The 26,618-nt window shown below is 61.7% G+C and carries 23 protein-coding genes; 16 read left to right on the plus strand and 7 right to left on the minus strand.

What is annotated here, in order from left to right:
* The first annotated feature begins 319 nt into the window (after window positions 1-319).
* From RG2_RS12000 to RG2_RS12045, 10 genes are all read left to right on the plus strand, one after another.
* Window positions 320-1,963: an ABC transporter substrate-binding protein gene (locus RG2_RS12000; protein WP_033234736.1), complete on the plus strand. Its 1,644-nt coding sequence runs from the start codon at window positions 320-322 to the stop codon at window positions 1,961-1,963.
* A gap of 3 nt (window positions 1,964-1,966) precedes the next feature.
* Window positions 1,967-2,983, plus strand: a complete 1,017-nt coding sequence (locus RG2_RS12005) for an ABC transporter permease (RefSeq protein ID WP_051730538.1) — start codon at window positions 1,967-1,969, stop codon at window positions 2,981-2,983.
* Window positions 2,980-3,861, plus strand: coding sequence for an ABC transporter permease (locus RG2_RS12010; protein ID WP_033234735.1), 882 nt, complete (start codon window positions 2,980-2,982; stop codon window positions 3,859-3,861). The genes RG2_RS12005 and RG2_RS12010 overlap by 4 nt, the downstream gene beginning before the upstream one ends.
* Window positions 3,858-5,603, plus strand: coding sequence for a dipeptide ABC transporter ATP-binding protein (locus RG2_RS12015; RefSeq protein ID WP_051730537.1), 1,746 nt, complete (start codon window positions 3,858-3,860; stop codon window positions 5,601-5,603). The genes RG2_RS12010 and RG2_RS12015 overlap by 4 nt, the downstream gene beginning before the upstream one ends.
* Window positions 5,600-6,838 carry an acyl-CoA dehydrogenase family protein gene (locus tag RG2_RS12020; protein WP_051730536.1) on the plus strand — a complete coding sequence of 413 codons (1,239 nt, stop codon included), beginning with the start codon at window positions 5,600-5,602 and terminating at the stop codon, window positions 6,836-6,838. The genes RG2_RS12015 and RG2_RS12020 overlap by 4 nt, the downstream gene beginning before the upstream one ends.
* 168 nt (window positions 6,839-7,006) lie before the next feature.
* Complete coding sequence (locus RG2_RS12025) at window positions 7,007-7,912, plus strand: LysR family transcriptional regulator (RefSeq protein ID WP_033234734.1); 906 nt, start codon at window positions 7,007-7,009, stop codon at window positions 7,910-7,912.
* A 75-nt stretch (window positions 7,913-7,987) separates the two neighbouring features.
* Window positions 7,988-9,334 (plus strand): LLM class flavin-dependent oxidoreductase, encoded by a 1,347-nt coding sequence (locus tag RG2_RS12030; RefSeq protein ID WP_033234733.1) that lies wholly within the window; start codon window positions 7,988-7,990, stop codon window positions 9,332-9,334.
* Window positions 9,334-10,653, plus strand: coding sequence for an NtaA/DmoA family FMN-dependent monooxygenase (locus RG2_RS12035; protein WP_033234732.1), 1,320 nt, complete (start codon window positions 9,334-9,336; stop codon window positions 10,651-10,653). Before RG2_RS12030 ends, RG2_RS12035 begins: the two co-directional genes overlap by 1 nt.
* A 162-nt stretch (window positions 10,654-10,815) precedes the next feature.
* Window positions 10,816-12,405: an FAD-dependent oxidoreductase gene (locus RG2_RS12040; protein WP_033234731.1), complete on the plus strand. Its 1,590-nt coding sequence runs from the start codon at window positions 10,816-10,818 to the stop codon at window positions 12,403-12,405.
* Window positions 12,402-12,725 carry a 4Fe-4S dicluster domain-containing protein gene (locus tag RG2_RS12045; RefSeq protein ID WP_033234730.1) on the plus strand — a complete coding sequence of 108 codons (324 nt, stop codon included), beginning with the start codon at window positions 12,402-12,404 and terminating at the stop codon, window positions 12,723-12,725. The genes RG2_RS12040 and RG2_RS12045 overlap by 4 nt, the downstream gene beginning before the upstream one ends.
* Before the next feature lie 118 nt (window positions 12,726-12,843).
* Here the strand turns inward: RG2_RS12045 and RG2_RS12050 are convergent, their stop codons facing one another.
* Together RG2_RS12050 and RG2_RS12055 are read right to left on the minus strand one after the other, a co-directional pair.
* Window positions 12,844-13,359 carry a GNAT family N-acetyltransferase gene (locus tag RG2_RS12050; RefSeq protein WP_033234729.1) on the minus strand — a complete coding sequence of 172 codons (516 nt, stop codon included), beginning with the start codon at window positions 13,357-13,359 and terminating at the stop codon, window positions 12,844-12,846.
* 489 nt (window positions 13,360-13,848) lie between these two features.
* Entirely contained in the window at window positions 13,849-14,529 is a 681-nt protein-coding gene (locus RG2_RS12055) for a TetR/AcrR family transcriptional regulator (RefSeq protein ID WP_033234728.1), read from the minus strand.
* Window positions 14,530-14,762: 233 nt separating this feature from the next.
* Between RG2_RS12055 and RG2_RS12060 the strand changes: the two genes are divergently transcribed.
* The 5 genes from RG2_RS12060 (at window position 14,763) to RG2_RS12080 (ending at window position 20,749) form a co-directional block, all read left to right on the plus strand.
* Window positions 14,763-15,572 carry a TauD/TfdA dioxygenase family protein gene (locus RG2_RS12060; protein ID WP_033234727.1) on the plus strand — a complete coding sequence of 270 codons (810 nt, stop codon included), beginning with the start codon at window positions 14,763-14,765 and terminating at the stop codon, window positions 15,570-15,572.
* Window positions 15,573-15,692: 120 nt separating this feature from the next.
* A complete protein-coding gene (locus tag RG2_RS12065; protein WP_033234726.1) occupies window positions 15,693-17,258 on the plus strand; it encodes an ABC transporter substrate-binding protein in 1,566 nt (521 codons plus the stop codon).
* A 6-nt stretch (window positions 17,259-17,264) separates the two neighbouring features.
* Window positions 17,265-18,224 carry an ABC transporter permease gene (locus RG2_RS12070; protein WP_033234725.1) on the plus strand — a complete coding sequence of 320 codons (960 nt, stop codon included), beginning with the start codon at window positions 17,265-17,267 and terminating at the stop codon, window positions 18,222-18,224.
* Window positions 18,221-19,081 (plus strand): ABC transporter permease, encoded by an 861-nt coding sequence (locus RG2_RS12075; RefSeq protein WP_033234724.1) that lies wholly within the window; start codon window positions 18,221-18,223, stop codon window positions 19,079-19,081. Before RG2_RS12070 ends, RG2_RS12075 begins: the two co-directional genes overlap by 4 nt.
* A gap of 30 nt (window positions 19,082-19,111) precedes the next feature.
* Window positions 19,112-20,749, plus strand: coding sequence for an ABC transporter ATP-binding protein (locus tag RG2_RS12080; protein ID WP_033234723.1), 1,638 nt, complete (start codon window positions 19,112-19,114; stop codon window positions 20,747-20,749).
* A gap of 116 nt (window positions 20,750-20,865) precedes the next feature.
* Here the strand turns inward: RG2_RS12080 and msrB are convergent, their stop codons facing one another.
* From msrB to RG2_RS12100, 4 genes are all read right to left on the minus strand, one after another.
* Window positions 20,866-21,285: a peptide-methionine (R)-S-oxide reductase MsrB gene (msrB, locus tag RG2_RS12085; RefSeq protein WP_033234722.1), complete on the minus strand. Its 420-nt coding sequence runs from the start codon at window positions 21,283-21,285 to the stop codon at window positions 20,866-20,868.
* Window positions 21,286-21,294: 9 nt separating this feature from the next.
* Window positions 21,295-22,578: a glycosyltransferase family 87 protein gene (locus tag RG2_RS12090; protein WP_033234721.1), complete on the minus strand. Its 1,284-nt coding sequence runs from the start codon at window positions 22,576-22,578 to the stop codon at window positions 21,295-21,297.
* A gap of 61 nt (window positions 22,579-22,639) precedes the next feature.
* Entirely contained in the window at window positions 22,640-24,196 is a 1,557-nt protein-coding gene (locus RG2_RS12095) for an alpha/beta fold hydrolase (protein ID WP_033234720.1), read from the minus strand.
* A 19-nt stretch (window positions 24,197-24,215) separates the two neighbouring features.
* On the minus strand, window positions 24,216-24,974 hold the full coding sequence (locus tag RG2_RS12100; RefSeq protein WP_033234719.1) for a pyrimidine reductase family protein: 759 nt from the start codon (window positions 24,972-24,974) through the stop codon (window positions 24,216-24,218).
* Between the two features lie 34 nt (window positions 24,975-25,008).
* Between RG2_RS12100 and zapE the strand changes: the two genes are divergently transcribed.
* Complete coding sequence (gene zapE / locus RG2_RS12105) at window positions 25,009-26,025, plus strand: cell division protein ZapE (RefSeq protein ID WP_033234718.1); 1,017 nt, start codon at window positions 25,009-25,011, stop codon at window positions 26,023-26,025.
* Here zapE and RG2_RS12110 read toward each other — a convergent pair.
* Entirely contained in the window at window positions 26,022-26,555 is a 534-nt protein-coding gene (locus tag RG2_RS12110; RefSeq protein WP_033234717.1) for a GNAT family N-acetyltransferase, read from the minus strand. The two genes, zapE and RG2_RS12110, sit on opposite strands and share 4 nt — an antisense overlap.
* Window positions 26,556-26,618 lie beyond the last annotated feature (63 nt).

Genomic DNA, 26,618 nt, shown 5'->3' on the forward strand with positions numbered 1-26,618 from the left:
ACTTCGATAGTGGACGTGACAGCAGTGCATGCGTTCGGCATCGCACATGATCGGCTCGGTTATCAGGAGTTAGACGTGTCCAACAACAACGACGGCGATCTCGGTCGTCACAGCAGCAGCGACGGCGTGGTCCACGCACGTCCGCTGCTGTGTTGTCTCAGTTGTTGACCCACTCCTGATCGAGATTCACCTCGTTGCGCCCCGACTCCGGGCGCACTTCGTCCACTCGCATGATGTCCACGGCAGTCAGTCCCCTTGGGTGTCGTCTGTCGTTTCGCGCATCGGTGTATTTGAAAAACCGCACAATAGGAGCACTTTCGTGAAATCTATCCGCCATTGGCGCGCTGTCGGCGCACTTCTTCTTGCAGTCGGTATCGCGGCCACCGGATGCTCTGCGCAGGCGAAGGTCGCTTCGGCGCAGGGAGGTGATCCGGTCTCCGGTGGAACACTGCGATTCGCGGTTCTCGATGCCCCGGCCAACCTCGATCCACATTCCGGGAGTAGCTATCCGGAGTCGTTGATCACCAGCAACACCAGCGACAAACTGACCTACCAGAACCCCGAGACAGGAGAGATCGAACCGTGGCTCGCGACGTCGTGGGAGTACAACGACGATCTGACCGCGTTCACGTTCCACCTGCGTGACGATGTCACCTTCAACGACGGCAGCAAACTGGACGCTGCGGTGGTGAAGGAGAACTTCGATATTCTCGGGCTCGGCAACGAGGCACTCGGCGTTCCCGCGGTGACCGCGTACTGGGTCGGGTTCGTCAGCAGTGAAGTGATCGATCCACTGACGGTGAAGGCTACCTTCAACCGACCGAATGCCGGTTTCCTGCATGCTCTTTCACACTATTTCTCAGGAATTGTCGGACACTCGACACTCCAGCTGAGCAAAGCGGACCGCGCGCTCCCGCAGAACATCGTCACCACCGGTCCGTACACCGTGACCGAGCAGATCTACCAGGAGAAGACGGTGCTCACCAAGAGGGCAGGGTACGACTGGGCGCCGGCAAGTCGAGCGCACAGCGGCGAGGCCTACCTCGACACGGTGGAGATTGCGGTGATTCCCGAGGCAAGCGTTCGGACGGGTGCGCTGAAGTCGGGTGAGGTCGATGCGATTCTCGATGTCAATTCGACGGACGAGGCACCGCTGAAGGCTCAGGGGTATCAGATTGTGTCCCAACTGATTCCCGGACGCGACATCGCCTTCGACTTCAAGACCGACGTATTTCCGACCGACGACATCGCTGTGCGCAAGGCAGTCAATCTGGGCTGGAGTCGTGACGCCCTGAAGAAGACCGTGCTCACGGACAGCTACGCGGTGTCGACCTCGGCGATCTCCTCGCGGGTTCCCGGATGGAAGGACTTCAGTGCCGATCTGACCGAGAACCAGGACGAGGCGGCGAAGATCCTCGATGCGGCTGGCTGGAAGTCGGGTGCCGACGGTATCCGTGAGCGTGACGGAAAGCGGCTCACTCTCGAGCTTCTCGGCATCGACAATCTGGTGGTCAACAAGCCCGCGTACGAGCTGATTCAGCAGGACCTGGCCAAGATCGGTATCGAGCTCGATCTGGCGGTTCTCCCGATCCCCGACTTCAGCGCGGAATCGAAGAAGTCCGGCGTCTACAACATTCAGGTCGCCAACACGAGTCGCGCCGATGTCGCAGTCCTCGAACAGACGTACTCTCCGCTGTTCTCCAACGCCGGCAAGCTTGCAAAGGACAATCCGCTGTATCAGCAGGCAGTCGACGTTCTACTCGGAGTGAGCGCCACGCTCGATCCGACGGCGCGCGCGCAGGCGGCGGCAGATGCGCAGGAGTTCATCCTCGACACCGCAGCCTTGACCTCGCCGGTGTACAACCCGGCTCAGGTCACGGCGGCAGATCCGAAGGTACACGGGATCAGCTACGAAGCGCAGTCGCGGAATGTCTTCTACGACACGTGGATCGAGAAGAGCTGAGCCATGACCCGTTACGTGCTGGCCAAACTGGGCCAATCGCTTTTCGTCATCTGGGCTGCTTACACTTTCACGTTCGTGCTTCTCTACGTACTGCCTTACGACGCTGTCGATGTCATGTTCAGTCCAAGTGACGGTGACCTGGTCAGTGATGCGCAGAAGGATGTGGTCCGCGATCAGCTGGGAATGAGCGGGTCGGTATTCGAGCAGTACTTCACTCGTCTGCTGCGCGCCGTGCAGGGTGACTTCGGACAGTCGACGCGGACGGGTGAACCTGTCTTGTCGATGATCGCCCAAGTCCTGCCGCAGACGGTGATCCTGGCCGCAGTTGCACTGACCATAGCGGTGGTCTTTGCTTTTGCACTGGCACTCGGTGCGGCCTACACGCGCAATCGATGGTTGGCCAACACCCTCGCAAGCATCCCGGCACTTGGAGTATCCGTCCCGGTCTTCCTGGTGGGATTGGTCATCTTGCAGGTGTTCTCGTTTCAGCTCGGCTGGTTTCCGTCGATCGGCAATGACGGCGTCGCTTCGCTGATTCTGCCGGCGGTGACCTTGGCGATCCCCGTCAGTGCTCCCATCGCCCAGCTGCTGGTGAAGAACTTCACCATCGGATTGGGATCACCGTACGTCGCGGTGTCGACGGCAAAGGGCGGAACGCGGCTCTGGGTTCTGGTCAACGACGTGGTGAAGAACGCCGCGCTTCCGGCTCTGACAATTGCCGGCATCACCCTCGGCAACCTACTGGCGGGAGCGGTGATCGTGGAGACGATCTATTCACGATCCGGTCTGGGCAGGTTGACGGAGACCGCGGTGCGGACCCAGGACGTGCCCTTGGTCCAGGCGGCAGTCGTGTTCGCAGCGTTGGTATTCGTGACGGTGAACTTCCTGGTCGACATCGTCTATCCGTTGCTCGATCCGAGATTGCGCACTGCCGTGCTCAATTCGAAGTCGGGTGTGTCAGCCAAGGATGTCGACTCCGCGCAGAAGAAGCCCGTCGAACAGGAGTTGGTGCTCTCATGACCGCAGTAGTCGACATCCCCCGCACGGCCGTCGCGGAGGAGCCGTCGCCGGGGTACTCGGCCGGGCTGCGCCGCCGAGCACGCGAGATCGTGTCTGCGCCCGGCCTGGCCTTGTCCTGGATTGTCATCGTCGTGGTGATCTTGTGGGCGCTCGTGCCCGGTCTCTTCACGAGCAAGAGCCCCTATGACGGTGACGTCGACGCGAGCTTTGCGCCGCCGAGTTTCGAGCACCCGTTCGGTGCCGACCGGCTCGGACGTGACTTGTTGGCACGCACCATCTACGGAACGTCGACGACGTTGACGGCGACGTTGGTCGCAGTGGCTGTCGGTTTTGTCATCGGCTCCGCGACAGGTCTTCTCAGTGGCTTCATCGGTGGGCGTACGGACGGTGTCGTGATGCGTTTTGTCGATGTGCTGCTTGCCATTCCCGGCCTGCTCCTGGCGATGACCGTCGTGACTGCGCTTGGCTACGGAACACTGAACGTGGCGGTCGCCGTCGGAATCACCGCCATCGCAGCCTTCGCTCGTGTCATGCGCTCCGAGGTTCTCAAAGTAGCGCACACCGAATTCGTCGAAGCCTCTTACGGATCCGGGGCGAAGTTCGGACGGGTTGTTCTGCAGCATGTTCTTCCCAATTCACTCGCCGCGGTCCTTTCTCTGGCTGCGCTCGAATTCGGTGCGGCGATTCTTGCTGTCGCAGCGCTCGGCTTCCTCGGCTACGGCGCGCCGCCGCCGCAGCCCGAATGGGGGCTGGCGGTATCCGAAGGCCGCGACTATCTGGCCGTGTATCCGTGGATCGCGATCTTTCCGGGAATCGTGATCGCGGTAGTAGTCCTGTCCACCAATCGAATCAGCAAGTCGTTAGGAGAGTCGCGATGACCGAGCTTCTCGAATCACCTGTCGGTACCGAGCCGGCCCCGACGTCGACGCCGCTGTTGGCGATCGACAGGTTGAGTGTCAGCTATGTCCGAGGTAGAGGCCGGGCCGTCGCGGCCGTGCGTGATGTGAGCCTGATCGTCGAGGCCGGCGAGTTCGTGGCGGTGGTGGGTGAGTCCGGTTCGGGAAAGAGCACCACCATTCATTCTGCGCTGCAGTTACTTCCGTCGTCGGCGCGGGTCGACAGCGGCACCATTCGCTTCCGCGGAGAGGACACCACCGGCTGGAACGACAAGCGACTGGCCAAGGTTCGGGGTCCGTTCGTCGGATTCGTTCCGCAAGATCCGGGTAACTCGCTCAATCCTGTCAAACGCGTCGGCACTCAGGTACTCGATGCTGTCGGTCTGCACCGACGTATAGGCAAGTCAGCAGCCAAGGCCGTGGCGTTGGAAAAGCTTCGTCTGGCCGGACTTTCGGACGTGGAGCGGTTGTACTCGCAGTTTCCGCACGAGCTGTCGGGAGGTATGAAGCAACGTGTTCTGATCGCCATCGCACTCGCGAACGATCCGGAGTTGCTGATTGCGGACGAGCCCACATCGGCGTTGGACGTGACAGTGCAGAAGGTGATCCTCGATCACCTCGAGCACCTGCGCTCCACACTCGGCTTGGGCATTCTGCTCATCACTCACGATCTGGGGGTCGCCGCGGAGCGAGCCGACCGTCTGATCGTCATGCAGGGCGGAACAATCGTCGAGCAGGGCATTACCGAATCGGTGGTCGACGATCCGGCGAGCCCGTACACGCGGCAACTGCTCGAGGCCGCACCGTCGTTCCAGCTCGGCCGATTGGCGCCAGACGTCGGCGTCGAACCGGCGAACGGCGACACGGTGAATGGCGACAGCGGGGAGGTGGTACTCCGAGCAGACGGGATCACCAAGCACTTCTCAGTGGTCGACGCGACCGGCGCGCGTGATGTCTTCACCGCGCTCGACGACGTCTCGATACGGCTACGCCGCGGAACGACGCACGCGGTGGTGGGGGAATCCGGCGCCGGGAAGTCGACGCTGGCCCGCGCCGTGGTGGGGTTGACGACTCCGGATCTCGGAAAGGTGTACTTGCACGATGACCCGATCTCGGGATTGTCGAATCGGGCACTGCACCCTGTTCGTCGACGGATCCAGCTGGTGTATCAGAATCCGATGTCCTCGCTCGACCCCAGATTCACGATCGAGCGCACCATCGCAGAGCCGTTGCGAACCTTCGGGATCGCCAAGGACCGCAAGGAGATCCGCGCGCGGGTGACCGACCTGCTGGCAGCTGTTGCACTCGGCCCTGAGTATCTGCTTCGCAAACCAGCGGAACTGTCGGGTGGTCAGCGTCAGCGAGTTGCCATCGCTCGCGCACTCGCCGCCGATCCGGAAGTGCTCGTCCTCGACGAGGCGGTCTCCGCGCTCGACGTGTCGGTGCAGGCCCAGATCCTACGACTGCTCGTCGATCTTCAAGCCGAACGTGGGCTGACCTACCTGTTCGTCACACACGATCTGGGAGTCGTGCGTCTGGTGGCCGACGATGTCACGGTTATGCGGGCCGGTCGCACCGTGGAGTCGGGAGCCGTCGAGCAGGTACTGGGGAATCCGAGCAGCGACTACACCCGTGCACTTGTCGCCGCCGTACCGCATGTTCACCGGCAGGAACTGGTCGACGATCACAGGACCCACAGCCGTACGATCGGAGTTGCGTCATGACGTCCACGCTCGAAACGCCCACGAATCCGCTTCCACCCGGTCCGATCGATCCAGGTCCGGTGACACGGAGACTCGGGTTGGCCGAACTCTTCTCGAAGATACGTGTCGGGGCATCCGACCGAGATCGTGACCACGACATCCCCTACGGCTTGGTGGACGAACTTAAACAGGCAGGAATAGGCGCGTTGCGTCTACCTGTCGAGGCGGGCGGCCACGGCATCAGTCTCGTCGAATTGTTCGATGTGGTAGCTGATCTGGCCTCCGCGGACCCGTCCATCGCGCATGCGCTGCGCAACCACTTCGGCTTCGTCGAGAATGCACTCTCCCTGTCGGTCGTCGGAATCCGAGGACGACTCCTCGAAGAGACAGCGCGCGGTAAGTTGGTGTTCGGATCGTACGGTGAACGGACCACGCCCACGTCAGGCGACGCCCAGGCGGACTTCACAACCACCGTGCGTAAGCGGGACGGCCAACTTCTTCTGCGTGGTGAAAAGTTCTACTCCACTGGCAACCTGTACGCGGACTATCTGGTTGTGAAGGGGAATTGGGAGACCGGAAAACCGGTGACCGTGGCGATTCCCGCCACGCGGGTGGGTATCGATCGGACAGATGACTGGGACGGAATCGGCCAGCGACTCACCGGAAGTGGCTCGACCAGATACGTCGACGTGATCGTGCGCGACGACGAGGTCCTTCCTGAAGACGGTCCGTCCGTCGACAAATACGAGGCATCGTTTGCGCAGTTGTATCTCACGACGGTCATCGCCGGAATTGTTCGCAACATCGTCGCGGATTCCGTGGAGGCAGTCAACGCCCGTAGTCGCAACTATTTTCACGGTCAAGCCGACCATCCATCGGGGGAGGCGGTGGTGCACCATACGATCGGGCAGATATCGGCGTACTCGTTTGCCGTGACATCGGCAGTGCGCGCCGCAGCCCAGGTGCTGGACGCGGCGGTGCGGGCAACCGATCCGGACGAGCGCGCCGAACTGAGACTGGCTGCTGCTCTTGATGTCTCGAAGGCGAAGGTGATCGCCGACGAACTCGCCGGCAAGGCCGGATGGTTGTTGTTCGAAACTGGCGGTGCATCCACCACCAGCCAGTCGAAGAATCTCGACAGACATTGGCGAAATGCCCGGACGCTGTCCTCGCACAATCCCGGTAGTTACAAACTGCGCTATCTCGGAGCTTACGAGGTGAACGGTGAGTTGCCGCCGCCGATCAGCTACTTCTGAATTCCCTTCCGCAGCTGTAGCAATCTGGAACTTCGGTCTGTTGTTTCCGAGTGTTTCGCGCTGAGGTTGCTCGAATCCCGGTGATCCCAACTCTGTAGAGGCGCCGGGATTTCCAGCACAATGTGTTATCGGGCGCTCCGCTCAATTGCCTGGCCGCGAGGACACATCATGTATGACATACGACGATTGATTCTGCTCCACGACCTCGCGGAACTGACGACGATGACCTCGGTCTCCGAACGTCACGGAATCACGACATCTGCAGTTTCCCAGCAGATGCGTCTCCTCGAAGAGGAGGTCGGCACAGTTCTCACGCGTCGGGAGGGACGAGTCCTGCGCCTCACCCATGCCGGCCGGGTTCTGGTCGACCACACCGCACGCATCATCGCTGCGCTCGAGGAGGCTGAAAGCGCTGTCGCTGCCACCGGTGAATCGGTCACGGGTGTCCTCACCCTCGCGACGTTTACCACCGCTCTCACCCGACTCGCGATTCCCGCAGCAACCCGTCTTCATCGGGAACATCAGGGTCTGCGAGTCCGATTGGTGGACGCGGTACCGGTCGATTCCGTACCGGCAGTGAGGCAACAAGAAGTCGACCTTGCGATCACCTACACGTATTCGTTTCGTACGAGCGAACTCCCCGTCGGATTGAGCTCGGAGTTCCTGTTCACCGATCCGCTCGTGCTGTTGGCGCCGGCACCGCTCCGTGAGCGGGCTCAGCTGTACGGTCTCGAAGCAGTTGCCGATGCCGACTGGATTGCGGCCAAGGACGGTGCTCCGTCGATTGCGTCGATCATGTTCTCCTGCAGGCAATCCGGGTTCACCCCACGAATCGAGCATCGTTCGGCAAGCTTCAGTGCCATGGCGGAGATGGTCGATCACGGCTTCGGTGTGACGGTGCTGCCGGAGATGGCTGTGCCGGAGTCGGCCAAGCACCTCGTTGCCTGCCCTGTCGCCAACGGAGCCCGCGAGATCGGTGTGACGTATCGTCAGGCCTCGCTCGAGCGACCGGCGGTGGCTGCGGCGATCCGCGCGCTGAGGATGGCTGCGGTACCGCTGCGTCTCGCGTCGTGAAGTCTGCCGCGATCGGTACCCATGTCCTTCAGGTCGCGGATTTCATGTATTCAGTTACGAAGGAGGCGAACATTGATGACCCGTCAGGTCCATCTCAACGTCAACATCCTCAACGCCGGTGTGTTCGGTGGTTCCTGGCGACTTCCGGGAACCGATCCGCTGGCGAGTTTCGGCCTCGCACACTATGTGGACATCGCGCGCAAGGCCGAGGCCGCTAAGTTCGACGCAGTATTTCTCGCCGACGGTCCGGCGATCCGGGAAGATTTGCGCTATCGGCCGTTCAACAGTCTCGAACCGTCGGTGGTGCTCGCTGCGGTGGCCGCGTCGACGTCCAGGATCGGATTGATCGGCACACTGTCTTCGAGTTACAACGATCCGTATGACGTGGCAAGACGCTTTGCGACGCTCGATCAACTCAGCGGCGGACGGTCAGGGTGGAATGTCGTCACCACGGCGGGCCGGGAATCAGCGCGCAATTTCGGTTTCGACGACGAACCCGATCACGGCCGGCGGTACGAACGTGCGGCAGAGTTCGTCGAAGTGGTACGAAAGCTTTGGAACAGTTGGGAACCCGACGCGTTGGTGGGGGATAAATCTGGCCAGGTGTTCGCCGACACCACACGGATTCACCGTACCGACCATCACGGCGAACACTTCGACGTGGCAGGCCCGCTCAACGTTCCGCGGTCACCACAGGGTGAGCCGGTGGTTGTGCAGGCGGGTGCCTCACGTGACGGGCGGGCACTGGCGGCCAGGGTCGGCGAGGTGATCTTCACGGCGGCGCAGACCGAGGACGAGGCCCGGGAGTATCACCACGATGTGAAGGCGAGGGCGCGCGGATACGGCCGAGGGCCCGAGGACGTCATCGTCCTGCCTGGACTGTCGACCGTGATCGGCAGTACGGAAGCCGAGGCTCATGAGCGTCGTGAGCTGTTGGCCGAAATGGTGCCTCCCGAGTACGCGCTCGACCGCCTTGCGGGTCAGTTGGGGGTTCCTCGCGAGAGCTTGGTTCTCGACGGCTCGTTGCCGTGGGAGCTCTTGGCCGATCCGGACGACGCGGGTGGATCGCAGACGTTCTACAAGATCGCGGTCAGTCTCGCCCGGCGCGAGAGCTTGACCGTTCGGCAGCTGTTGAGGCGACTGGGCGGAGGTGCCGGACACCGGATCGTCACCGGCACTCCGGAACAGATAGCCGATGCCATCGTAGATTGGGTGGACAAAGGCGTTGCCGACGGATTCAACCTGATGCCGGACGTGCTCCCGAGCGGATTCGACGATTTCGTCGATCACGTCGTGCCGGAGTTGCAGCGCCGCGGTGTTTTCCGCACCGACTACGACAGCACCACGCTTCGTGGACATCTCGGGTTGGCCGCTCCTCACCATGCGATTTCGTCGTCGCACGTCGAACAGGTGGTGGCGTGATGAGTCGTTCGCTGCACTTCTTCGTCAACGTCGGTAGCGCGGGCTACCACTCGGCGGCCTGGCTCGACCCGGAACTCGATCCCAGCGCCTTTGTCACTCTCGACCACTACCGCCGCGCCGCCGAGACCGCCGAGCGCGGCAAACTCGATGCGTTGCTGTTCCCGGATATCCCGGTCCAGCACCCGGGCATCGGCCGTGGACCGGCGGCCTCCCTCGACCCGGTGCTACTGACCAGTGCGCTCGCGGTGTCCACCACCCGGATCGGTCTGATTCCCACTGTGTCATCCACCCTGAATCTGCCGTACAACCTTGCTCGTCGAATTCTCTCGCTGGATCACGTGAGCGGTGGTCGTGCCGGATGGAACGTGGTGACGACGTTCGAGCCGAATGCGGCCAAGAACTTCGGAATCGACCACCTTCCGGAACGCGACGAGAGATATCGCCGTGCAGCGGAATACGTAGAACTTCTCGAAAGATTGTGGGACAGTTGGGAGTACGGCGCTCTGATCGGTGATCAAGAGAACGCGCGCTTTGCAGATCCGGATCTGGTACACGCTGTCGAGCACCGAGGCGAGTTCTACTCCGTTGCCGGCCCGCTCAACGTCACGAGGTCGCCACAGGGACGACCGGTTCTGGTCCAGGCAGGATCCTCCTCTCGAGGGCGGGAATTCGCCGCAGCCCATGCCGAGGCGATCTATGCCACCCAGTTCGGACTCGACGCTTCAGGAGAGTTCTCCACGGAGATCAGGTCGAAAGCTGCTGCACTCGGCCGTGATCCGGATCAGATCAGGATTCTGCCCGGACTGGTGCCGATCGTTGCAGAGACCGAACACGCGGCGCGAGAGAAGTTCGACGAACTTCAAGCGCGCCTTCGTCCAGAGAGTGCACCCGTTCGCCGGCTCGCATCGTGGTTGGGATTCCCGGACGAAGAGTTCGACCTGGATTCGCCGCTCCCCGCGCATGTGCTGGACCTGCCGTCCGGTCGTGTCGGCCCCCAAGGATTCTTCACTTCGCTCGCCGATTATGCAGCATTGACCGGCCACACTGTTCGTCATCTGTTGACCGAATTCTTGGGCGGTCATCGTGTGGTAATCGGTGATCCTGTACAGGTGGCTGATCATATCGAAACCTGGTGGCGGAGCGGCTCTGTGGACGGATTCACGATTATCCCCGCTGTCCTGCCTCGATCACTGGAGGACTTCGTCGACCTTGTCGTTCCGGTTCTTCAGGAGCGGGGCATTTTCCGGTCCGAATACGGCGGTGTCACGTTGCGCCATCACCTCGATCTGCGTGAACCTGCGAATTCCTTTGCGTCCTAAAGGTGACTCCGTCCGTGCGTACGCGTTTTCGTCCACACTGCGTCGATGTAAGGGCAGAGCCGGTTGCATTCACGATGATCCTGATTGTGGCACTGCAGCGTTCGCTGGAGAAACATAGCGGTATCAGGTTCAGTCGTGTAGACCTTTGACAGGAGCAGACCAGTGACGGACGTCCTCGAAGTTTCCACCGATGTGCTGGTAATAGGTGGTGGTCCCGCCGGCGCCTGGGCAGCGTTGCGTGCCGCCGAGGCCGGTGCGGACGTCGTCCTGGTCGACAAAGGGTATTGCGGGACGAGCGGGGCGACTGCGCCGTCGGGCACAGGTGTCTGGTACGTCGAACCCGAACCTGCGGCGCGCGCAAAGGCCAAAGCAGGGCGTGAGGCACTCGGCGGATTTCTCGCCGATCACCATTGGATGGACCGCGTCCTCGAGCAGACGTATACCAACATGGACCTCCTGGCGGTAGAAGGCAGATACCCGTTCCCCGTCGACGCGCGTACCGGTGAGCAGATCCGCACCGGTGTGCAGGGGCCGGAATACATGCGCAGAATGCGCGCCTGGATCCGCCGCGCCGGAGTGCGAATTCTCGACCATTCGCCCGCGCTGGAGTTGTTGGTGGACAACCAAGGTCGCGTGCGGGGCGCCAGCGGATATCGGCGTCACGAGCTTCACGACTATCGAGTGTCCGCAGGTGCTGTCGTGGTCGCGAGCGGCGGATGTGCCTTTCTCTCAGGCGCATTGGGTACCAACGTCGATACCGGTGACGGCGCACTGATGGCAGCTGAGGTGGGGGCCGAGTTCTCCGGAATGGAGTTCTCCAACGCATACGGAATTGCTGCGGCCGGATCCACCATCACGAAGACGGCGTACTACGCCTACGCAACCTTTTTCCATGCTGACGGGAGCGTACTCGAAGGGGCCGGCTCGGCGAAGGGGCGATCTGTCATCGCGAGAACCTTGAAGTCCGAACCCGTCTTCGCGCAGATCGACCGTGCGGACGTCGAGGTGCAGCGTCGAATGAGGATGGGGCAGCCCAATTTCTTCCTGCAATTCGATCGCCGCGGAATCGACCCCTTCACCGAAAGGTTCGAGGTCGGGATGCTCGCCGAGGGGACCGTGCGCGGTACTGGTGGAATCAACGTCGTCGACGACGATTGCGCCACGACTGTCCCCGGACTGTTCGCTGCTGGGGACGCTGCAACTCGCGAACGTATATGCGGAGGGTTCACCGGCGGTGGCAGCCACAACGCGGCCTGGGCGATGTCGTCCGGTTCATGGGCAGGATCGGGTGCCGCGAGGTACGCGCGGTCGGTGGGGCGTGGATCAAGGATCGGTCTCCGCGGAGCGGGGACGGTAGGGCTACGTCCCTCGTCCAACTCTCGCCTGACTGCTGTCGACGTGGTGAAAGCTGCTCAGGAGCAATTGCTTCCCTTCGACAAGAACTACTTGCGGAGCGGAGATCGAGTGTCGGCGGCGCTCGACGAACTCGAATTGCTCTGGAGTGCGGCGAGTGTGGGTCTGGGTGGCGCGCCCGCTGAACGGATGGCAGCTCGTCAGGCGGCGGCGATCACCGCTGTGGGTCGGTGGATGTATCACTCGACCTTGGTGCGGACTGAAACTCGGGGGATGAGCAAGAGAGACGACTTCCCCGAACTCGACGTCGCGCAGCATCATCACATCTTGACCGGAGGACTTGACACGGTGTGGACCACTACGGTCGATCCCGCCGGTGCAACACTGGTGGCGTCGTGATCGAACTGGTGTCAGCACCGGACTGCATCGGGTGCGACAAGTGTGTAGAAGTCTGTCCGACAGATGTTTTCGATCGCACGCCATCAGGTGTTCCCGTGATCGCGCGCCAATCGGACTGCCAGACGTGCTTCATGTGCGAGGCATACTGCCCGACCGATGCCTTGTACGTGCATCCGCAATCGGCACCAGTGGGAAGTGCCGATGTGATCGAGCGCGATCACATCGGACGCTACCGGGAGAAGATCGGGTGGGGAAAGGGGAGGACACCTGGGGCGCTTACCGCAGTGGGACCCGAGGTGCCCCGCCCGATCACAACCTGACGACAATCGTTGCAGCCGTTCCGAGATCGTCTCTTCGAGCGGGAGCCGGCCGGTGATGAACGGCGCCAGGTCTACAACCAGCTCGTGATCGCGGACGTGATCGTCAGCGAAGCCGAGCTCAGCTGCGGGGTTGTACGAAGGCCTTCTCGAAACAGTTCGAAAACGGCATTACTTCATAGGGCGAGAAGATCGGGATCCGCGAGTATCCGCTCTTTTCGTACAACCTGACTGCATCGGGTTGACGGTCCCCGGTCTGGAGAATCAGCCGTGGCCGACCAGCCTGCTTGGCCGCATCCTCGACTGCGTCCAACAGGAGCGTGGATACGCCGGAGCCGCGATGCGAGGGCCTGACGTACATCCGCTTCAACTCCAGATCGGCGCCGTTCCAGCGAAGCGTGGCATGACCTACTGCTTGTGGTTCTTCGGCCTCGCTGCCGTTGGCGTACGCCACCACAGTCAGGTGAACTGATTGTGGGTCAACCGAATTTGCGGCGGCACGGTCCGTGGTGGATACGCGATCGGAGTAGCGTGGCCCCACTTCGGCAGCCATTTCGCCGCGTAATGCCTCGGCATCAGGATGGGACCACGACACCTCACGAACATGAAGGGATGAAGTCTTGATGTCGTGTGCCATGTGTAGTGTCCATCCTGACGCAGACGATGAGATCAATTCGACACGAATAGTATCGGCAAGCGCATGCCGCGGGGTGTGGAGTGCGACAACAGGAAGTCAGGATTCGGGGTCTATCCCGAGTTTCGTATGAAGGGCGTTGGAGTAGTCTCCCGCATCGAACGCCGCGATCCACTGGCTTACGGGACCAGGCCCGTTAATGCGGTAAATATCGCTTGAATATATTGTGGCAGTGTTGGATTCGATTTCATATGTGCTCGGCGAGTGGCCGTCGCTGCGCACGGTAATGGAATGCGGGATCGACGAAAGTGACCGCCCAGTGACGGTCGAATCACGGCATATGGATCGGAATGGATCCGTTTCGATCCGAGTGATTTCAACTGGCCGCCGACAAGCGTGGAGTGAGTGTCACGAGAAGGCGGCACTGTTAGTGGGCCTGCAAGAGACTTCGGGGTGCAGCGTTTGACGCTGCGCACCGAAGCATCAACGCCTTCAGTGACTCGATGAAGTCGGGTTCAGCTGGGCTTCCTTCTGGGCGTCGAGAGTTTCCTGGGAAACCGGAGCTCGCAGTAGTGCTTCCCATCCGTCGATCAGAGCGGACAGTTCAGCATGGGTGGGTCGGGTGCCGCGTCTGTCGTAACCCGCCAATACCCGGAGATAGCTGGTGTAAACGATCTGAATGCGCTGCAGTCGAACATCTTCCGCAAGTTCGACAAGGCTGACGTTGAGGCTCTGGTTGACGGCGGATCCGCTTGTTGTCACAGTCGGATCTGCGGTGGTGAAGACGCGGCCGAGGATTTCCGTCTCCATCAACCGATCGAGTAGTGCGACGTAGTGGTTGTCGGGGCTGATGCTGTTGGCCAAGGGTTGCACAATTGCCCATAATGCCTCGCGCGTAGTCATATTCGCGCCCTGTGAGCTTGTTCGGAGCATCATTGCTTGTCTGTCTGCGTTGATGTCGGGCAGGCGGTACGCGAATATCGCGTGCAGCAGATTTTCCTTCGAACCGAAGTAGTAGGCGATTACCGATGCATTCTGCTGGCCTGCCGCGATGCGGATTTCAGAGATGGAGACGCCCTCATAGCCGCTGAGTGCAAAAAGCCGCTCCGCGGTTTCGATGAGTTGTACGCGTGTCTGTTCTCCCGCGCGGTATCGGCCACGTTTTGAGGTCACACTGGTCGACCCTACCGGCGACAGTGTTGTGGCTGGACTCGTCGGGTCGAATATAGCCGGACTGCAAGAGCATTGGTGAATTCTCTGCGTGAGTTGCTGGCAGCATATCGACCAAGCTGACGTCTGTCAATGCTTAAATCATCGAAATTTTAACGATGCTCAAAATAAGAAACATTGATTACTTTGAACGCAGTCCGATTTGCACACCCACGTATATGTTTCGAGGAAGATTGATGACCGCAATCGCAGAACCCACGACAACTACAATCGTGCCCCTCGCCGGCAAGATCGGCGCCGAAGTCCGGGGCCTGCGAGTGGACTCACTGACGGATGCCGATGTTCAATTGGTCAAGGACGCGCTGTACCGCTACAGCGTGCTCTTTTTTCCGGAACAGGGCCTCGATCCGGCGATCCACCGCGCGTTTGCGCAGCACTTCGGTGAGGTTGTTCTCCCACACGAGCACTTGTTGAACCTTAGCGACGAGGGTTACCGCGAGATCAGCGTGATCGGCACAGAGAACGGAAGCGCGTACCAGGCCAACCGTTGGCACTGCGACGTGTCCTGGCGTGACGCGCCGTCCAGGTTCAGCGTTCTGCACATGCAGGTCCTTCCGGAATTCGGCGGTGACACCATGTGGTCCAACCAGTCCGACGCACTCGACGCTTTGTCGGAGCCGCTGCGTGAACTCCTCTACGGCCTGACCGCAAAACATCGCATCGCACCGAGGGAGAATGTCCCCGAAGCCGACCACCCGTTGGTGATCCGGCATCCCGAGACCGGACGCGAAGCGCTTTTCGTCAACGACCTGTTCACCAGCTACATCAACGAACTCGACGCACAAGAGAGCGCCGCGATCCTGGGTGTACTCAAGGCAGTGTCGATCCGACCGGAATTCACCGTCCGTCGCCGCTGGACTGTTGGCGAAATCGCTATCTGGGACAACCACTTTGTCCAGCACAACGCGATCTACGACTACGCGGATCAGCCGCGCCGAATTCATCGCATCGAGGTTGCTCCGGAAGCTCCCATCCCGGCTCGCTGACTCTGACGTCACCTCGCGCTTCTCCAAGCTGCTCACGAACCACTGTCCGCGAGCAGCACGATCTTTCATCCCGATCAACAGCAGCACCTGCCCGTGCAGGGCCCCTCGAAAGGTTTCTCCGTGAACAGCCGCTCCGTCCTCAGACGTCCCTCCCTGCGGGGGATAGTCGCCGTTGCTCTCTTCGGTGCACTCACCGTGACGGGATGTAGCTCGGCAGTGGATCAGGCGGCCGCCGGCACGGAGGTCGTAGATGGCGGTGTGCTGCGGATCGGCGACAGTGGGGATCTGACCCCGGCGTCGTTCTTTTCAGGCGTACCGGTAAATGCTGCGCTCTCCGGGCTTGTCTACGACACGCTGATTACCTACCCGGCAGGAAGCCTCGACCCCCAGCCGGCGCTTGCCGAATCGTGGCAGGTGTCTGATGACGGGTTGACGATCACGCTTACGCTGCGGCCCGATGTCACGTTCCACGACGGACGCCCGATGACGTCCGACGATGTGCAGTTCAGCCTCGAAACCTATGCGGACCCAGCGCGTTCCGGACAGCTCGCGCGAACTGCGCAGCTGATCACCAACTACGCCAGGCCTGATGATCACACGATTGTGCTTACTCTCGCGCATCCGGCGGGTAACTTCTTCGATCTGCTCGACGTCGTGCCCGTCATCGACCGCAACACCATGGCCGACTTCGATTCGGGGAAGGGCTACAACGGAACCGGAGCTTTCACCTTCGCAAACTGGCAACCCGGAAGCGGAATGACCTTCGAGGCCAATGAGCAGTACTGGGGTGGTGCGCCCAACCTCGACGGCGTCGAGTACGTCATTGTTCCCGACGCGCAGACACGGGTGTCGCAACTTCGGTCAGGACAGCTGGATTTGCTGCTCAACGCAGCTCCGCGTGACGCCGATATGCTCGCCGCCGACTCCAATTTCGAGGTCGTGGACCAGACCGGCGTGTTGCGCACGTGGTACATCGGCGCGAACGTGCAGGCTCCGGGCCTGGGTGATGTTCGCGTCCGCCAGGCAATCGCGAATGCCGTGGATCGCGAACGCCTACTCGAAGACGTCTATCAAGGGCATGGCAATTCCGACAACCTGCCGTGGCCGGAATACTCGCCGGCGTTCGATGCGAGCCTCAACTCCACGTACAACCATGACGTCGACAAGGCAAAGGCCCTCGTCGCCGAGGTCGGCGCCATCCCGGTCATTCCGATCAGCTACACCGCGGGATCGAGTGAGTCGGAATCCATCGCGCAAATCATTCAAGCGGACCTTGCCGCAGTCGGTATCACGACGGTTATCGAACCGATCGATGCTGCGACATCGGTCAAGAACCTGATCGGTGGCACGTACGGCGGACTCTGGATCACCTCGCACGTATTTGCGCAGTACACACCCTCAACCTTGCCAACCAGTGCCTACCCGTTCAACGCCTACAAGAACACGTCCAATTTCATCGATGCGGATTACCAGGCTGCCACCGAAGCGGTGTGGCGGATCACGGATCCGAAAAGCCCGGAAGCGTCTGCGGCATACCAGGTTCTGAACCACGAACTGCTCGACAACGCCGTCGTGATCGGACTGCTCAACGCAGACAACACCCTCGCAATGTCCGCCGCGGTCCACGATGTGGACTGGTCGAAGAGGGCGGAACTCGACCTGAGTAATGCCTATCTGAGTGAGTGATCGGTCATGCTCTCGTATGCACTTCGGCGCCTGCCCTCGGCCCTGCTGGTTCTGGCAGTGGGTTCGGTGCTGATCTTCACCCTTTTGCGGCTGGTACCTGGTGACCCGGCCAGTGTGTTGGCCGGTGCAGATGCCACTCCGGAAGCTCTGGAAGCCCTGCGTGAAGAGCTGGGGCTGAACGGTTCTCCACTCGGTCAGTACTTTTCGTGGCTTGGCGGAATCCTCACCTTCGATCTCGGTCGGTCGTTGATTCTCGGCGGTGAGATCTCCACGCTGATGCTCGACGCACTTGGCAATACCTTGCTCCTCTCGGTCACCGCCCTGGCGATTGCGATTGCTGTAGCGCTCACCTCGAGCACGGTGTCGGTCATCATCGATCGGCGGTGGCTCAACAGCATTGTGACCACATTCGGCACGGTCGCCGTCGCGATCCCGAACTTCGTGACGGGCGCGCTCCTGGTGGTGTTGTTCGGTGTGGTCTGGGCGGTATTGCCGGCCGGCGGGATTCCCCGCAAAGGCTTCCTGGACGACCCGGGCATCACGGTGCAGTATCTGATTCTCCCCGCGGTATGTCTCGGGCTTCCGATTGCGGCCGCGCTGACCCGGTTTCTCACCGAGTCGCTTCGCAGTCAACTTGCGGAGCCGTACGTCACAACGGCTCGTGCCCTTGGTATTTCGCGTCGACGGATCATTCTGACTCAGGTGCTGCCCAACGCTCTGCCGTCGACCGTGACGGTATTGGGGATGCAAATCGGTCATCTACTCGGTGGAGCCGTACTCGTCGAGGCCATCTTTGCCTGGCCAGGCCTCGGAAACCTCATCGAACGCGCGATCTCGAGCCGGGATTACCCGGTGGTTCAAGTGATGCTGCTGTTCTCCGTGGTTCTTTTTGTCATCGTTCAGCTCGCCACGGATCTCGTCAACGCGTGGCTCGACCCTCGAATTCGATTGGGGAGTCAGTCATGACCATATCGCTCGAGAAGTCCACCGACGGAACCGGCGCAGATCGCGACGACCGCTGGGCAGCACTGCGAAGCGGTCGCGGACTGATCGGCGCCGCGTTGGTCGGGGCTGTAGTCCTTGCCGGACTGCTAGCCCCGTGGCTCGCTCCGTTCGCGCCGGACGAACAGATACGTGGAGCGACTCTGCTCGGCCCGAGCAGTGATCATTGGTTCGGTACGGATTCGGTTGGCCGCGACGTATTTTCGCGGACGCTGTACGGCATACGAATCGATTTGCTGGTGATCTTCGTTGCTGTCCCGTTAGGAGCTCTGATCGGCTCGTTTCTCGGCCTTGCCGCATCGCGCGCCGTCTGGCTTGATACCGTGCTGCAACGCTCGTTCGACCTGATTCTGGCATTCCCGACCATCGTTCTCGCTATTGCATTGACGATGGTCATCGGCCCGGGAATCATGACGATCTCGGTTGTCATCGTGCTCGCCGAAATCCCGGTGTTCGGCAGGCTCATGCGCACGTCAGTGCTGACGGTGCGCGAGCTGCCGTACGTCGAATCCGCCCGAACCCTGGGTGCGAGCGAAGGCTGGATACTGCGACGCCACGTACTGCCCAACTGCCTCGAACCCCTCACCGTTCAACTTGCGTTGGCAATGTCGGTCGGCGTGTTCATCGAAGGCGCGATGAGCTTTCTGGGACTCGGAGTTATCCCGCCGATGCCGTCGCTCGGATCACTCATCAAGGAGGGAACCCAGAATGCCTATCACTCGCCGTATTTTGTCTTCGGTCCTCTCCTGGTCGTTGTTGTTCTGGTCCTCGGACTGCTCCTGATTTCGCAAGCGCTGGCTGCCCGGTCCCGGCGCCGGTAACCACTCTTCTCCCGAACAAGGACACCTCTCGTGCGCACTGCTCTCCTCTCCGTCCGCGACCTGCATATTGCCTTCGAGCAGCAGCCGCCCGTCGTCAACGATGTCACTCTCGAGGTGTGTCGGGGCGAGGTCGTAGCTCTCGTGGGGGAGTCCGGTTCGGGTAAGTCGATGACAGCCCGTGCGATCCTCGGCCTTCTCCCTGATGGAGCCGCGGCGGGCGGTTCGATCGATGTGGACGGCACATCCGTACTCGACGCGACCGAGGACGAATTGAATCGGCTGCGTGGCTCTACGGTCGCGCTGATCTTCCAGGAACCGCAGAGCGCGCTCAATCCAGTCCGTCGTGTCGGATGGCAGATCCGAGAGGCGATTCGCGCCCATCGCACGGTCTCTTCCCGTGATGCTCGCGTCCGCGCAATCGAACTTCTCGAGCAGGTGGAGATTCCAGATCCGCAGCGCCGCGTCGATTACTTTCCGCACCAACTCTCGGGTGGCCAGAAGCAGCGCGTTGCGATCGCGCTGGCCCTGGCCAACGACCCCGATCTACTGATCGCCGATGAACCGACCACCGCGCTCGACGTCACCGTGCAAGCCGAGATCCTGGCGCTGCTCGACCGGATCCGTCAGCGGACCGGAATGGGAATCCTGCTCATCACCCACAACATGGGAGTTGTTGCGCAGCATGCTGATCGGGTGATCGTCCTCCGAGATGGCGAAGTTGCCGAGACTGGCGACACGCACACACTGTTTGCCGCGCCGGCCCACCCGTACACCCGTCGACTGCTGGCCGCAGTGCCGCGCCTTCCCGAGGGTGCCGCAGCGGCTGCGATCACTCCGGAGTCGACCGAGGGTACTGTGCTCGAATTCGACAGCGCCACAGTGCAGTTCCCGGCCAGGCGCGGTAGTCCCGCCTTTCTGGCAGTCGACGGCGTGAGCCTGACGGTCAGCAGGGGAGAGGTCCTCGGTCTTGTCGGTGAGTCGGGTTCCGGGAAGACCACGATCGGCCGCGTTGCTGCCGGCCTGGTGCCGTTGGCGGCGGGACGTGTTCTGTTCGGTGGCCACGATCTTGCTGAAACGCCGTCCCGTCAGCTGCAAGAACTACGCCGTGATCTGGCATTTGTTCACCAGGACCCCGCTGCGTCTCTCGACCCGAGACTGACGATCGCAGCAACCATCCGTGAGCCGTTCGACGTCCACAAGATCGGTACGGCGGGGGAAAGGCGCGCTCGCGTACTCGAACTGCTCGACGCCGTTCGGTTGCCCAGTACGTTGGCCGACCGTTTCCCACATCAGCTCTCCGGTGGGCAGAGGCAGCGCGTTGCACTCGCCCGCGCACTGGCGCTGACGCCCAAGCTGGTGATTGCGGACGAGCCGACCAGCGCGCTCGACGTGTCGGTGCAGGCCGAGGTGCTGGAGCTGTTCACCGAGGTGCAGCGTGATCTCGGGTTTGCTTGCCTGTTCATCAGCCACGACCTTGCCGTTGTCCACCAGGTCGCGGACCGGGTTGCAGTGCTGCGATCCGGCTCCGTTGTCGAGATAGGCAGCGTCGACGCGGTCTTCACCGCACCGCGTGATGCCTACACGAGGGCCTTGATCGACGCCGTTCCGGTGCCTGACCCCGCGCACGCCCGCGATCGCTCGACTGACTTGGCCTCGCTCGCTGTGTAATCGGCACCCCAGTTTCAGCTTGGGGCCGCAATGCACACAAGTCTCCCTCGGATGGCTGATCCAGCCACGCAGGGGAGACTTGTGTGCACTTGTACCTGTCTCAGGGACCCCGAGGACTACTTCGCGGGATTCAGTACCAGTGAGATTGAGTTGATGCAGTACCGCTGATCCGTCGGAGTGGGGTAGCCCTCACCCTCGAAGACATGGCCGAGGTGGCTGTGGCACTTCTTGCAGATAACTTCGACGCGTCGCATTCCCAGGCTCACGTCTTCCTTCAGGATGACGGCGTCGGAGTTGGCCGGATCGAAGAACGACGGCCACCCGCAATGCGATTCGAACTTCTCGGTGCTGCGGAAAAGTTCGGCGCCGCACGCCCGGCAGGAGTACACACCTTCGGTGGTGGTGTCGGTGTATTCGCCCACGCCGGGCCGTTCGGTACCGGCCTGACGCAGGACCGCGTACTCGGCCGGGGTCAGTTTTTCGCGCCACTGCTCGTCGGTGAAGGTGACTTCGGGGGCGTTATCTGTAGAACTCATGCCTACACGCTAATCCTTTACTGCAGGTTCGGCTTTGCTTGCAGGTGGGACGGCATCCACAGGAGGATCGAGGAGGTAGGCGGGATCGATTCCGCGGTCCAGGCGTCCCTCGCGCCGGGCAACCAGATACCGGTAACCGAGGACGCAGAAGATCACGATCAGCAGCAGGCTCCACCCGAGAGTGCTCTTCATGTACTCCGCTGCCCGGCCGAAGGCGGGCCAACGGAAGGACCACCAGTCGTCGAATGTCATGCACCCGTACACGGCAAGCCAGGCCGGCCAGTTCCGCATGACGGAGTTCTTGAGAATCACCGACATCAGGAGCGGGAACAGCATCATCGAGTAGTACATCTGCCCGAGCGACGGCAGGAGGAACGACGCGGTCATGATCACGCCGGTCGTGGTAGTGAGGAAGAACAGATCGTCATTGCGGTAGTACCGGTAGAGCAGCCACAGCGAGATCAGGACCATGGCGGCGAAGACCGCGCGCAGGGTGAGGACCAACCAATCGGGCAGGCCGAAGTAGGCGCCGTTACCGACTATCGAGCTGTTGAAGTAGTCGCGTGATTCCAGCAGGTACGGAACCGTGCGTTCGACAAATGCCATCGGATCTGCCGAGAGAGGCACCGCGACGACGGTGAGGATGAACGGTATGCCGAGTGCTGTGACAAAAACCTTCCACTGACCACGAACCAAGGGGAGCAGCAGCAGCGGCGCAAGTGTGGGTTTGACGGCCAGAGTGATGCCGATCGATGCGCCTGCCCATAGATCTTTACGGCGCATCAGGAGCAGCAGGAACGCCATCTCGCTGAGCAGCACGATGCCGTTGATGTTGGTGAACACCAGAGTGTTGGTGACGGTCTCCGACGAGAACGCGGCCAGTACGAGAATTGGCGCGGCGATGGAGCTGATTGTCAGATCGAACAGCCGTAGCAGCAGATAGAGCGCGACCAGGATCGCAATCGCGTTGGCGCCGATGAACAGCCAGCGCGAGCGCTCGGGATCGAGGATGGCCAGTGGTGCCATCAGCAAGGATCCCGATGGGGGATACAAGTAGTGCGGATCTACCGTGTTGAAGTCCGCGGTGTAGACCTCGCGGCCGTTCCAGAATGCCAGCGCGGCGTTGTAGACGGGCCGGAAATCATCGGTGATCGACCCGTTGACGGCTTTGACGACAACGCGATTGATCACGGTCATCACGGCGATCGGCCACAAAACGTAGTTGACGACTTGTTGGGTTGTCCGCCCGGTGCGAGGCTCGATTTGTCTAAGGAACACTTCGGAACGGTACACCGAGACGCAAACAGATCTGGGGATGCACCCTGCAATGGTGGGTGACGGCCGTCATATTCGGCTAGGCCGGGCACACATTGCCGTTGGCCGGCAGGCTCTGATTGTCCAGGTAGGACACCGCGGCCTGTTGCACGCAGGCAGATTGCATCGCGGGGTGTCCGGAGCCTTGCCAATCGAGGCTGGCGAACCGGGCGCCGGCGTTGGTGACAACTCCGGTGACGGTGGCCAGCCCGGTGTTGCCGACGGCGGGGTCGGCTTGACCGCTGAGGACCAGAACAGTCGGTTTCAACGCGGTGGGCAAGGGTGTCGGAGCGGTTGTCGGCCAACTTGCGCAGGCCGACAATCCGAGTGCGGCTTCGTTCCCGAACACGGGGTAGGACTTACCCCACGTTTGTTGCAGTTCGCGGATGCGCCCCACTCCCGGCCACTGAACGCCGTCGGTGCAGCGTCCGACAAACTGACCGTCACTGGCGAGGGCTTTCTCTGCGGCTGCGGCACGTTCGCGCATGGGTACGGGGTTTCCGGTTCCGAGCGCACTGAGAGCGTCGGCCAGAGACGTTGTGTCCAGTTGACGATTCTGGCTCGCGATGGCAAGACTTGCCGAGATTGCGCGGGTGATGGACGCCGCGGACAAGGGCCGGAACTCACCGGCTCGCGCGCGTTCGGTCAATGCAACGACGGCCGCGCGGGGGTCGGGTCCGAGTGAGCAGGACAGCGCCGCGCAGCGAGTGGCAAACGCCGTCAACGCTGCTTCCTGGCCTTGGACTCGGCTTTCCTCCTCGGTGGTGGCATCGGTGGCGATCGGTGCGGGCGAGTCGAGGATCAATCGTGCAATGTTGTCGGGATATGTTGCGGCGTAACTCAATGCGATATCCGAACCGGAGCCTGCAGCCCACAGCGCGATGGTGTCGACGCCCCATCGCGTGCGCAGTGCGTTGATGTCGTCGGCCGCGGCGTCGGCTCCGAATTCGAGTTCCTGCGGATCGAGATAGTCGGTGCAGGAGATTGTGGCGTCGTGCCCGAGGGTGGCGACGGCGTCGGCTGCGTCTCCGCTGAAACTCGGCTCGAATTGGCCGAGATCGGCGAGTCCGCGCCGAGTATCGGGTTCCATGCATTCGATGGGCGTCGAGCGGTCGATACCGCGGCGGTCGAGAGCCACAACCGGGTGGGCTGCGAGGACGGCCGTCAGTCCGGTGGCAGAGAGCATGGCCAATGTGCTTCCCGACGACCGATCGGTTCCGGAGGTGAAGACAATCGGGTAGGCGTCAGCAGGAGTAGCCGACGTTCGGGCCCGGGTCGCCGCAGCCGTGAATGTTCCGTCGATGCGGCCGCTGGTGTCGATGGGAGCGCTGAATTCGGCGCATTCGACGATGACGCCCGTGCTGGCGGCCGCCAACGCGGCGTCGGCAAGAGATGTCCCGCTACAGTCGCGCCACGGGAGATCGCTGGTCGGGACGGCCGGAGCGGGAACCGGGGGAGGTGTCGCCTGTGACGTATCGGAACTCCCGGGGGTGCCACCGGTGTGACCTTCGACGGCGACGTCCGGGCGAATGGAGGGCCCTGCGCCACAGGCACAACAGGTCGCCAGGACAACTGCAATCAAAGCCGCTCTGCGCATGCCGACCAGAGTGCCAGGTTCAGTGCCGAGGACGTTGACGAACCCACCGCGACAGCACCGTGCCGTCGGAGTCCGTGAGGATATGTGCAGGCATCATCGGGGTGGGAAGGGACTGTGCGGAGAGGGAAATCCGCCCCGCGTTGCCGCCGACCAATTGCGGAGACGTCGTCACGCATAGTTCGTCGACGGCGTTGTCCGTGATCAGTTGGCCGAACAGGGACGGTCCGCCTTCGCACAGAATTCGCGGCAAATTCAGAGCGGATGCTGTGTTCTCGATGTCGACACTGCGCACAGCCGCGCCGACGCTTCGGTGAACGTCGGCACCGGCATCGTTCAACCTCGATACGGCAGCGGCGTCTGCGTCGGAGCCGACCAGCAGAATCGGTGGGACTTCGGCGTCACGGAAAAGCCGGCTTTCGGGGTCGATCGACGCGCGTGACGAGACAACCAAGATCGGAGGCACAGGGGCGAGCCCCGACGCGACCCGGCGTGCCCGAGCGTCGTCGCTCATCACGGCGCCGCCGTAGTTCTCCGCACGCGCGGTTCCGGCTCCGACGACAACCACGTCGCAGAGTTCGCGCAGCGTGTCGAACACCGTCTTGTCCGCCGGGGTGCCCAGACCGCCGCTGAGCCCACTGACGGAGACGGCACCGTCGATGCTGGACACGAAGTTCACCCGAACCCACGGATGCTGCAAGTTTTCCGGATATGAATAGAGCTCTCGGAGCCGCTGCGGCTGATCGGGTGTGAAGTAGGTCGCAAAATCCAGATGGTGCATATGAGAGATCACACCACGTAGATACCCTTGATGGATGCCTCAACGTCTTGTCGATCGCAGTCCGGTGGTACCCGCCGATCAATTGGTCGCTCAAATGGTTCCACCCGCAATGTTCGACGACGTGAGCTTCGCGTCCTACATCCCGGATCCCAACGAGCCGAGTCAGGCAGCTGCTGTTGCCAAGACCGAGGAATTCTCCAAGCGTGTAGCCAAGATTCGGGCCGGCGGTCGTCGCGGATTGTTCGGTAAGAAGACTCAGGCCACGGGCGCCGGTCTGTACCTCGACGGCGGCTTCGGTGTCGGTAAGACGCACCTTCTGGCGTCGATCTTCCACAGCGTTCCGTCGCCCAAGGCATTCGGCACGTTCGTCGAACTGACGCACGTGGTCGGCGCACTCGGCTTCAACAAGGCCGTCGAGGCATTTTCCGAGCACAGCGTTCTGTGCATCGACGAATTCGAGCTCGATGATCCGGGCGACACCATGCTGGTCTCTCGCCTGTTGTCCGAGCTGTCGACGCGCGGTGTGTCGATCGTCGCGACGTCCAACACACTCCCGGGTCAGCTCGGTGAGGGCCGCTTCGCCGCGCAGGACTTCATGCGCGAGATCAAGAAGCTCGGCTCGATCTTCGAGACCATTCGCGTCGACGGTCCCGACTACCGTCACCGCGATCTGCCACCCGCTCCGGAGCCGATTTCCTCCGAAGAGTTGGTCGCGCGCGCAGAGTCCGTCGACGGCGCAACGCTCGACAACTTCGACGAGCTGTGCAAGCACCTCAGCACATTGCACCCGTCGCGATACAACAAGTTGGTCGAGGGTGTTCGTGCTGTCTACATCGACGGCGTCCACCCCGCGACAGACCAGTCGGTTGCGCTTCGGTTCGTGGTTCTTGCCGACCGCCTGTACGACGCGAGCATTCCGGTGACGGTGTCCGGCGCTCGCCTGGACGAGATCTTCACCCCGGAGATGCTGGCCGGCGGTTACAAGAAGAAGTACCTGCGCGCCATGTCGCGTCTGCTTGCGTTGTCTCGTTTCGAGGTTGCCGCGACCTAGTTCACCGGTCGCTCCATCACAAAATCGTGATGGAGCTGGGTGCCCACGACAAAGGTCTTGGTCCCTACCCGTGTGAAGCCATGCTTTGCGTAGAACTTTTGCGCTCGCGCATTTTCCTGGTTCACTCCGAGCCAGATTCCCGCACTGCCACTTTCGTGGGCGTGAGCGACCACCGCGGCCATCAATGACGCTGCGGCGCCGCTTCCGTGATTTCCGGGAAGCACGTACAGCTTGCTCAATTCCGTCGTCGGGCGCAGTGTGAGTGCCGACCGCACGTCGGGATCGGACGGTTCGGCGTCGATGAGCATCGCGTAGCCGACTATGGCGTCGCTCGAGATCACTTTGAGAACCGTCCGTGTCGGGTCGGTCAGGTATTCGGAGAACTTGTCGACCGAGAGCACGTTGTCGATGAAGGCATTGATGTCGTCGTCGGATGCATCGGGCGGGCAGGCGAGCGGAAACGTCACCGCGGCCACGTCGGCGATTGCTTCGGAATCCCAGATTCCTGCCCGGTCAACGGTGATGCTCACGTCACTTCGTCCTTCCCTGCACGCGCAATGGTCGCTCAAGTACACCACTTGCCGTGTCAGTGA

It is taken from the genome of Rhodococcus globerulus NBRC 14531 (assembly GCF_001894805.1).
Lineage (GTDB): Bacteria > Actinomycetota > Actinomycetes > Mycobacteriales > Mycobacteriaceae > Rhodococcus_F > Rhodococcus_F globerula.

Excerpts from the sequence above, each read along its gene's own strand:
- RG2_RS12005 (WP_051730538.1), top strand. The coding sequence starts at position 1,967 with ATGACCCGTTACGTGCTGGCCAAACTGGGCCAATCGCTTTTCGTCATC.
- RG2_RS12010 (WP_033234735.1), top strand. The coding sequence starts at position 2,980 with ATGACCGCAGTAGTCGACATCCCCCGCACGGCCGTCGCGGAGGAGCCG.
- RG2_RS12015 (WP_051730537.1), top strand. The coding sequence starts at position 3,858 with ATGACCGAGCTTCTCGAATCACCTGTCGGTACCGAGCCGGCCCCGACG.
- RG2_RS12020 (WP_051730536.1), top strand. The coding sequence starts at position 5,600 with ATGACGTCCACGCTCGAAACGCCCACGAATCCGCTTCCACCCGGTCCG.
- RG2_RS12025 (WP_033234734.1), top strand. The coding sequence starts at position 7,007 with ATGTATGACATACGACGATTGATTCTGCTCCACGACCTCGCGGAACTG.
- RG2_RS12030 (WP_033234733.1), top strand. The coding sequence starts at position 7,988 with ATGACCCGTCAGGTCCATCTCAACGTCAACATCCTCAACGCCGGTGTG.
- RG2_RS12035 (WP_033234732.1), top strand. The coding sequence starts at position 9,334 with ATGAGTCGTTCGCTGCACTTCTTCGTCAACGTCGGTAGCGCGGGCTAC.
- RG2_RS12050 (WP_033234729.1), bottom strand. The coding sequence starts at position 13,359 with ATGGCACACGACATCAAGACTTCATCCCTTCATGTTCGTGAGGTGTCG.
- RG2_RS12060 (WP_033234727.1), top strand. The coding sequence starts at position 14,763 with ATGACCGCAATCGCAGAACCCACGACAACTACAATCGTGCCCCTCGCC.
- RG2_RS12070 (WP_033234725.1), top strand. The coding sequence starts at position 17,265 with ATGCTCTCGTATGCACTTCGGCGCCTGCCCTCGGCCCTGCTGGTTCTG.
- RG2_RS12075 (WP_033234724.1), top strand. The coding sequence starts at position 18,221 with ATGACCATATCGCTCGAGAAGTCCACCGACGGAACCGGCGCAGATCGC.
- msrB (WP_033234722.1), bottom strand. The coding sequence starts at position 21,285 with ATGAGTTCTACAGATAACGCCCCCGAAGTCACCTTCACCGACGAGCAG.
- RG2_RS12095 (WP_033234720.1), bottom strand. The coding sequence starts at position 24,196 with ATGCGCAGAGCGGCTTTGATTGCAGTTGTCCTGGCGACCTGTTGTGCC.
- RG2_RS12100 (WP_033234719.1), bottom strand. The coding sequence starts at position 24,974 with ATGCACCATCTGGATTTTGCGACCTACTTCACACCCGATCAGCCGCAG.
- zapE (WP_033234718.1), top strand. The coding sequence starts at position 25,009 with ATGCCTCAACGTCTTGTCGATCGCAGTCCGGTGGTACCCGCCGATCAA.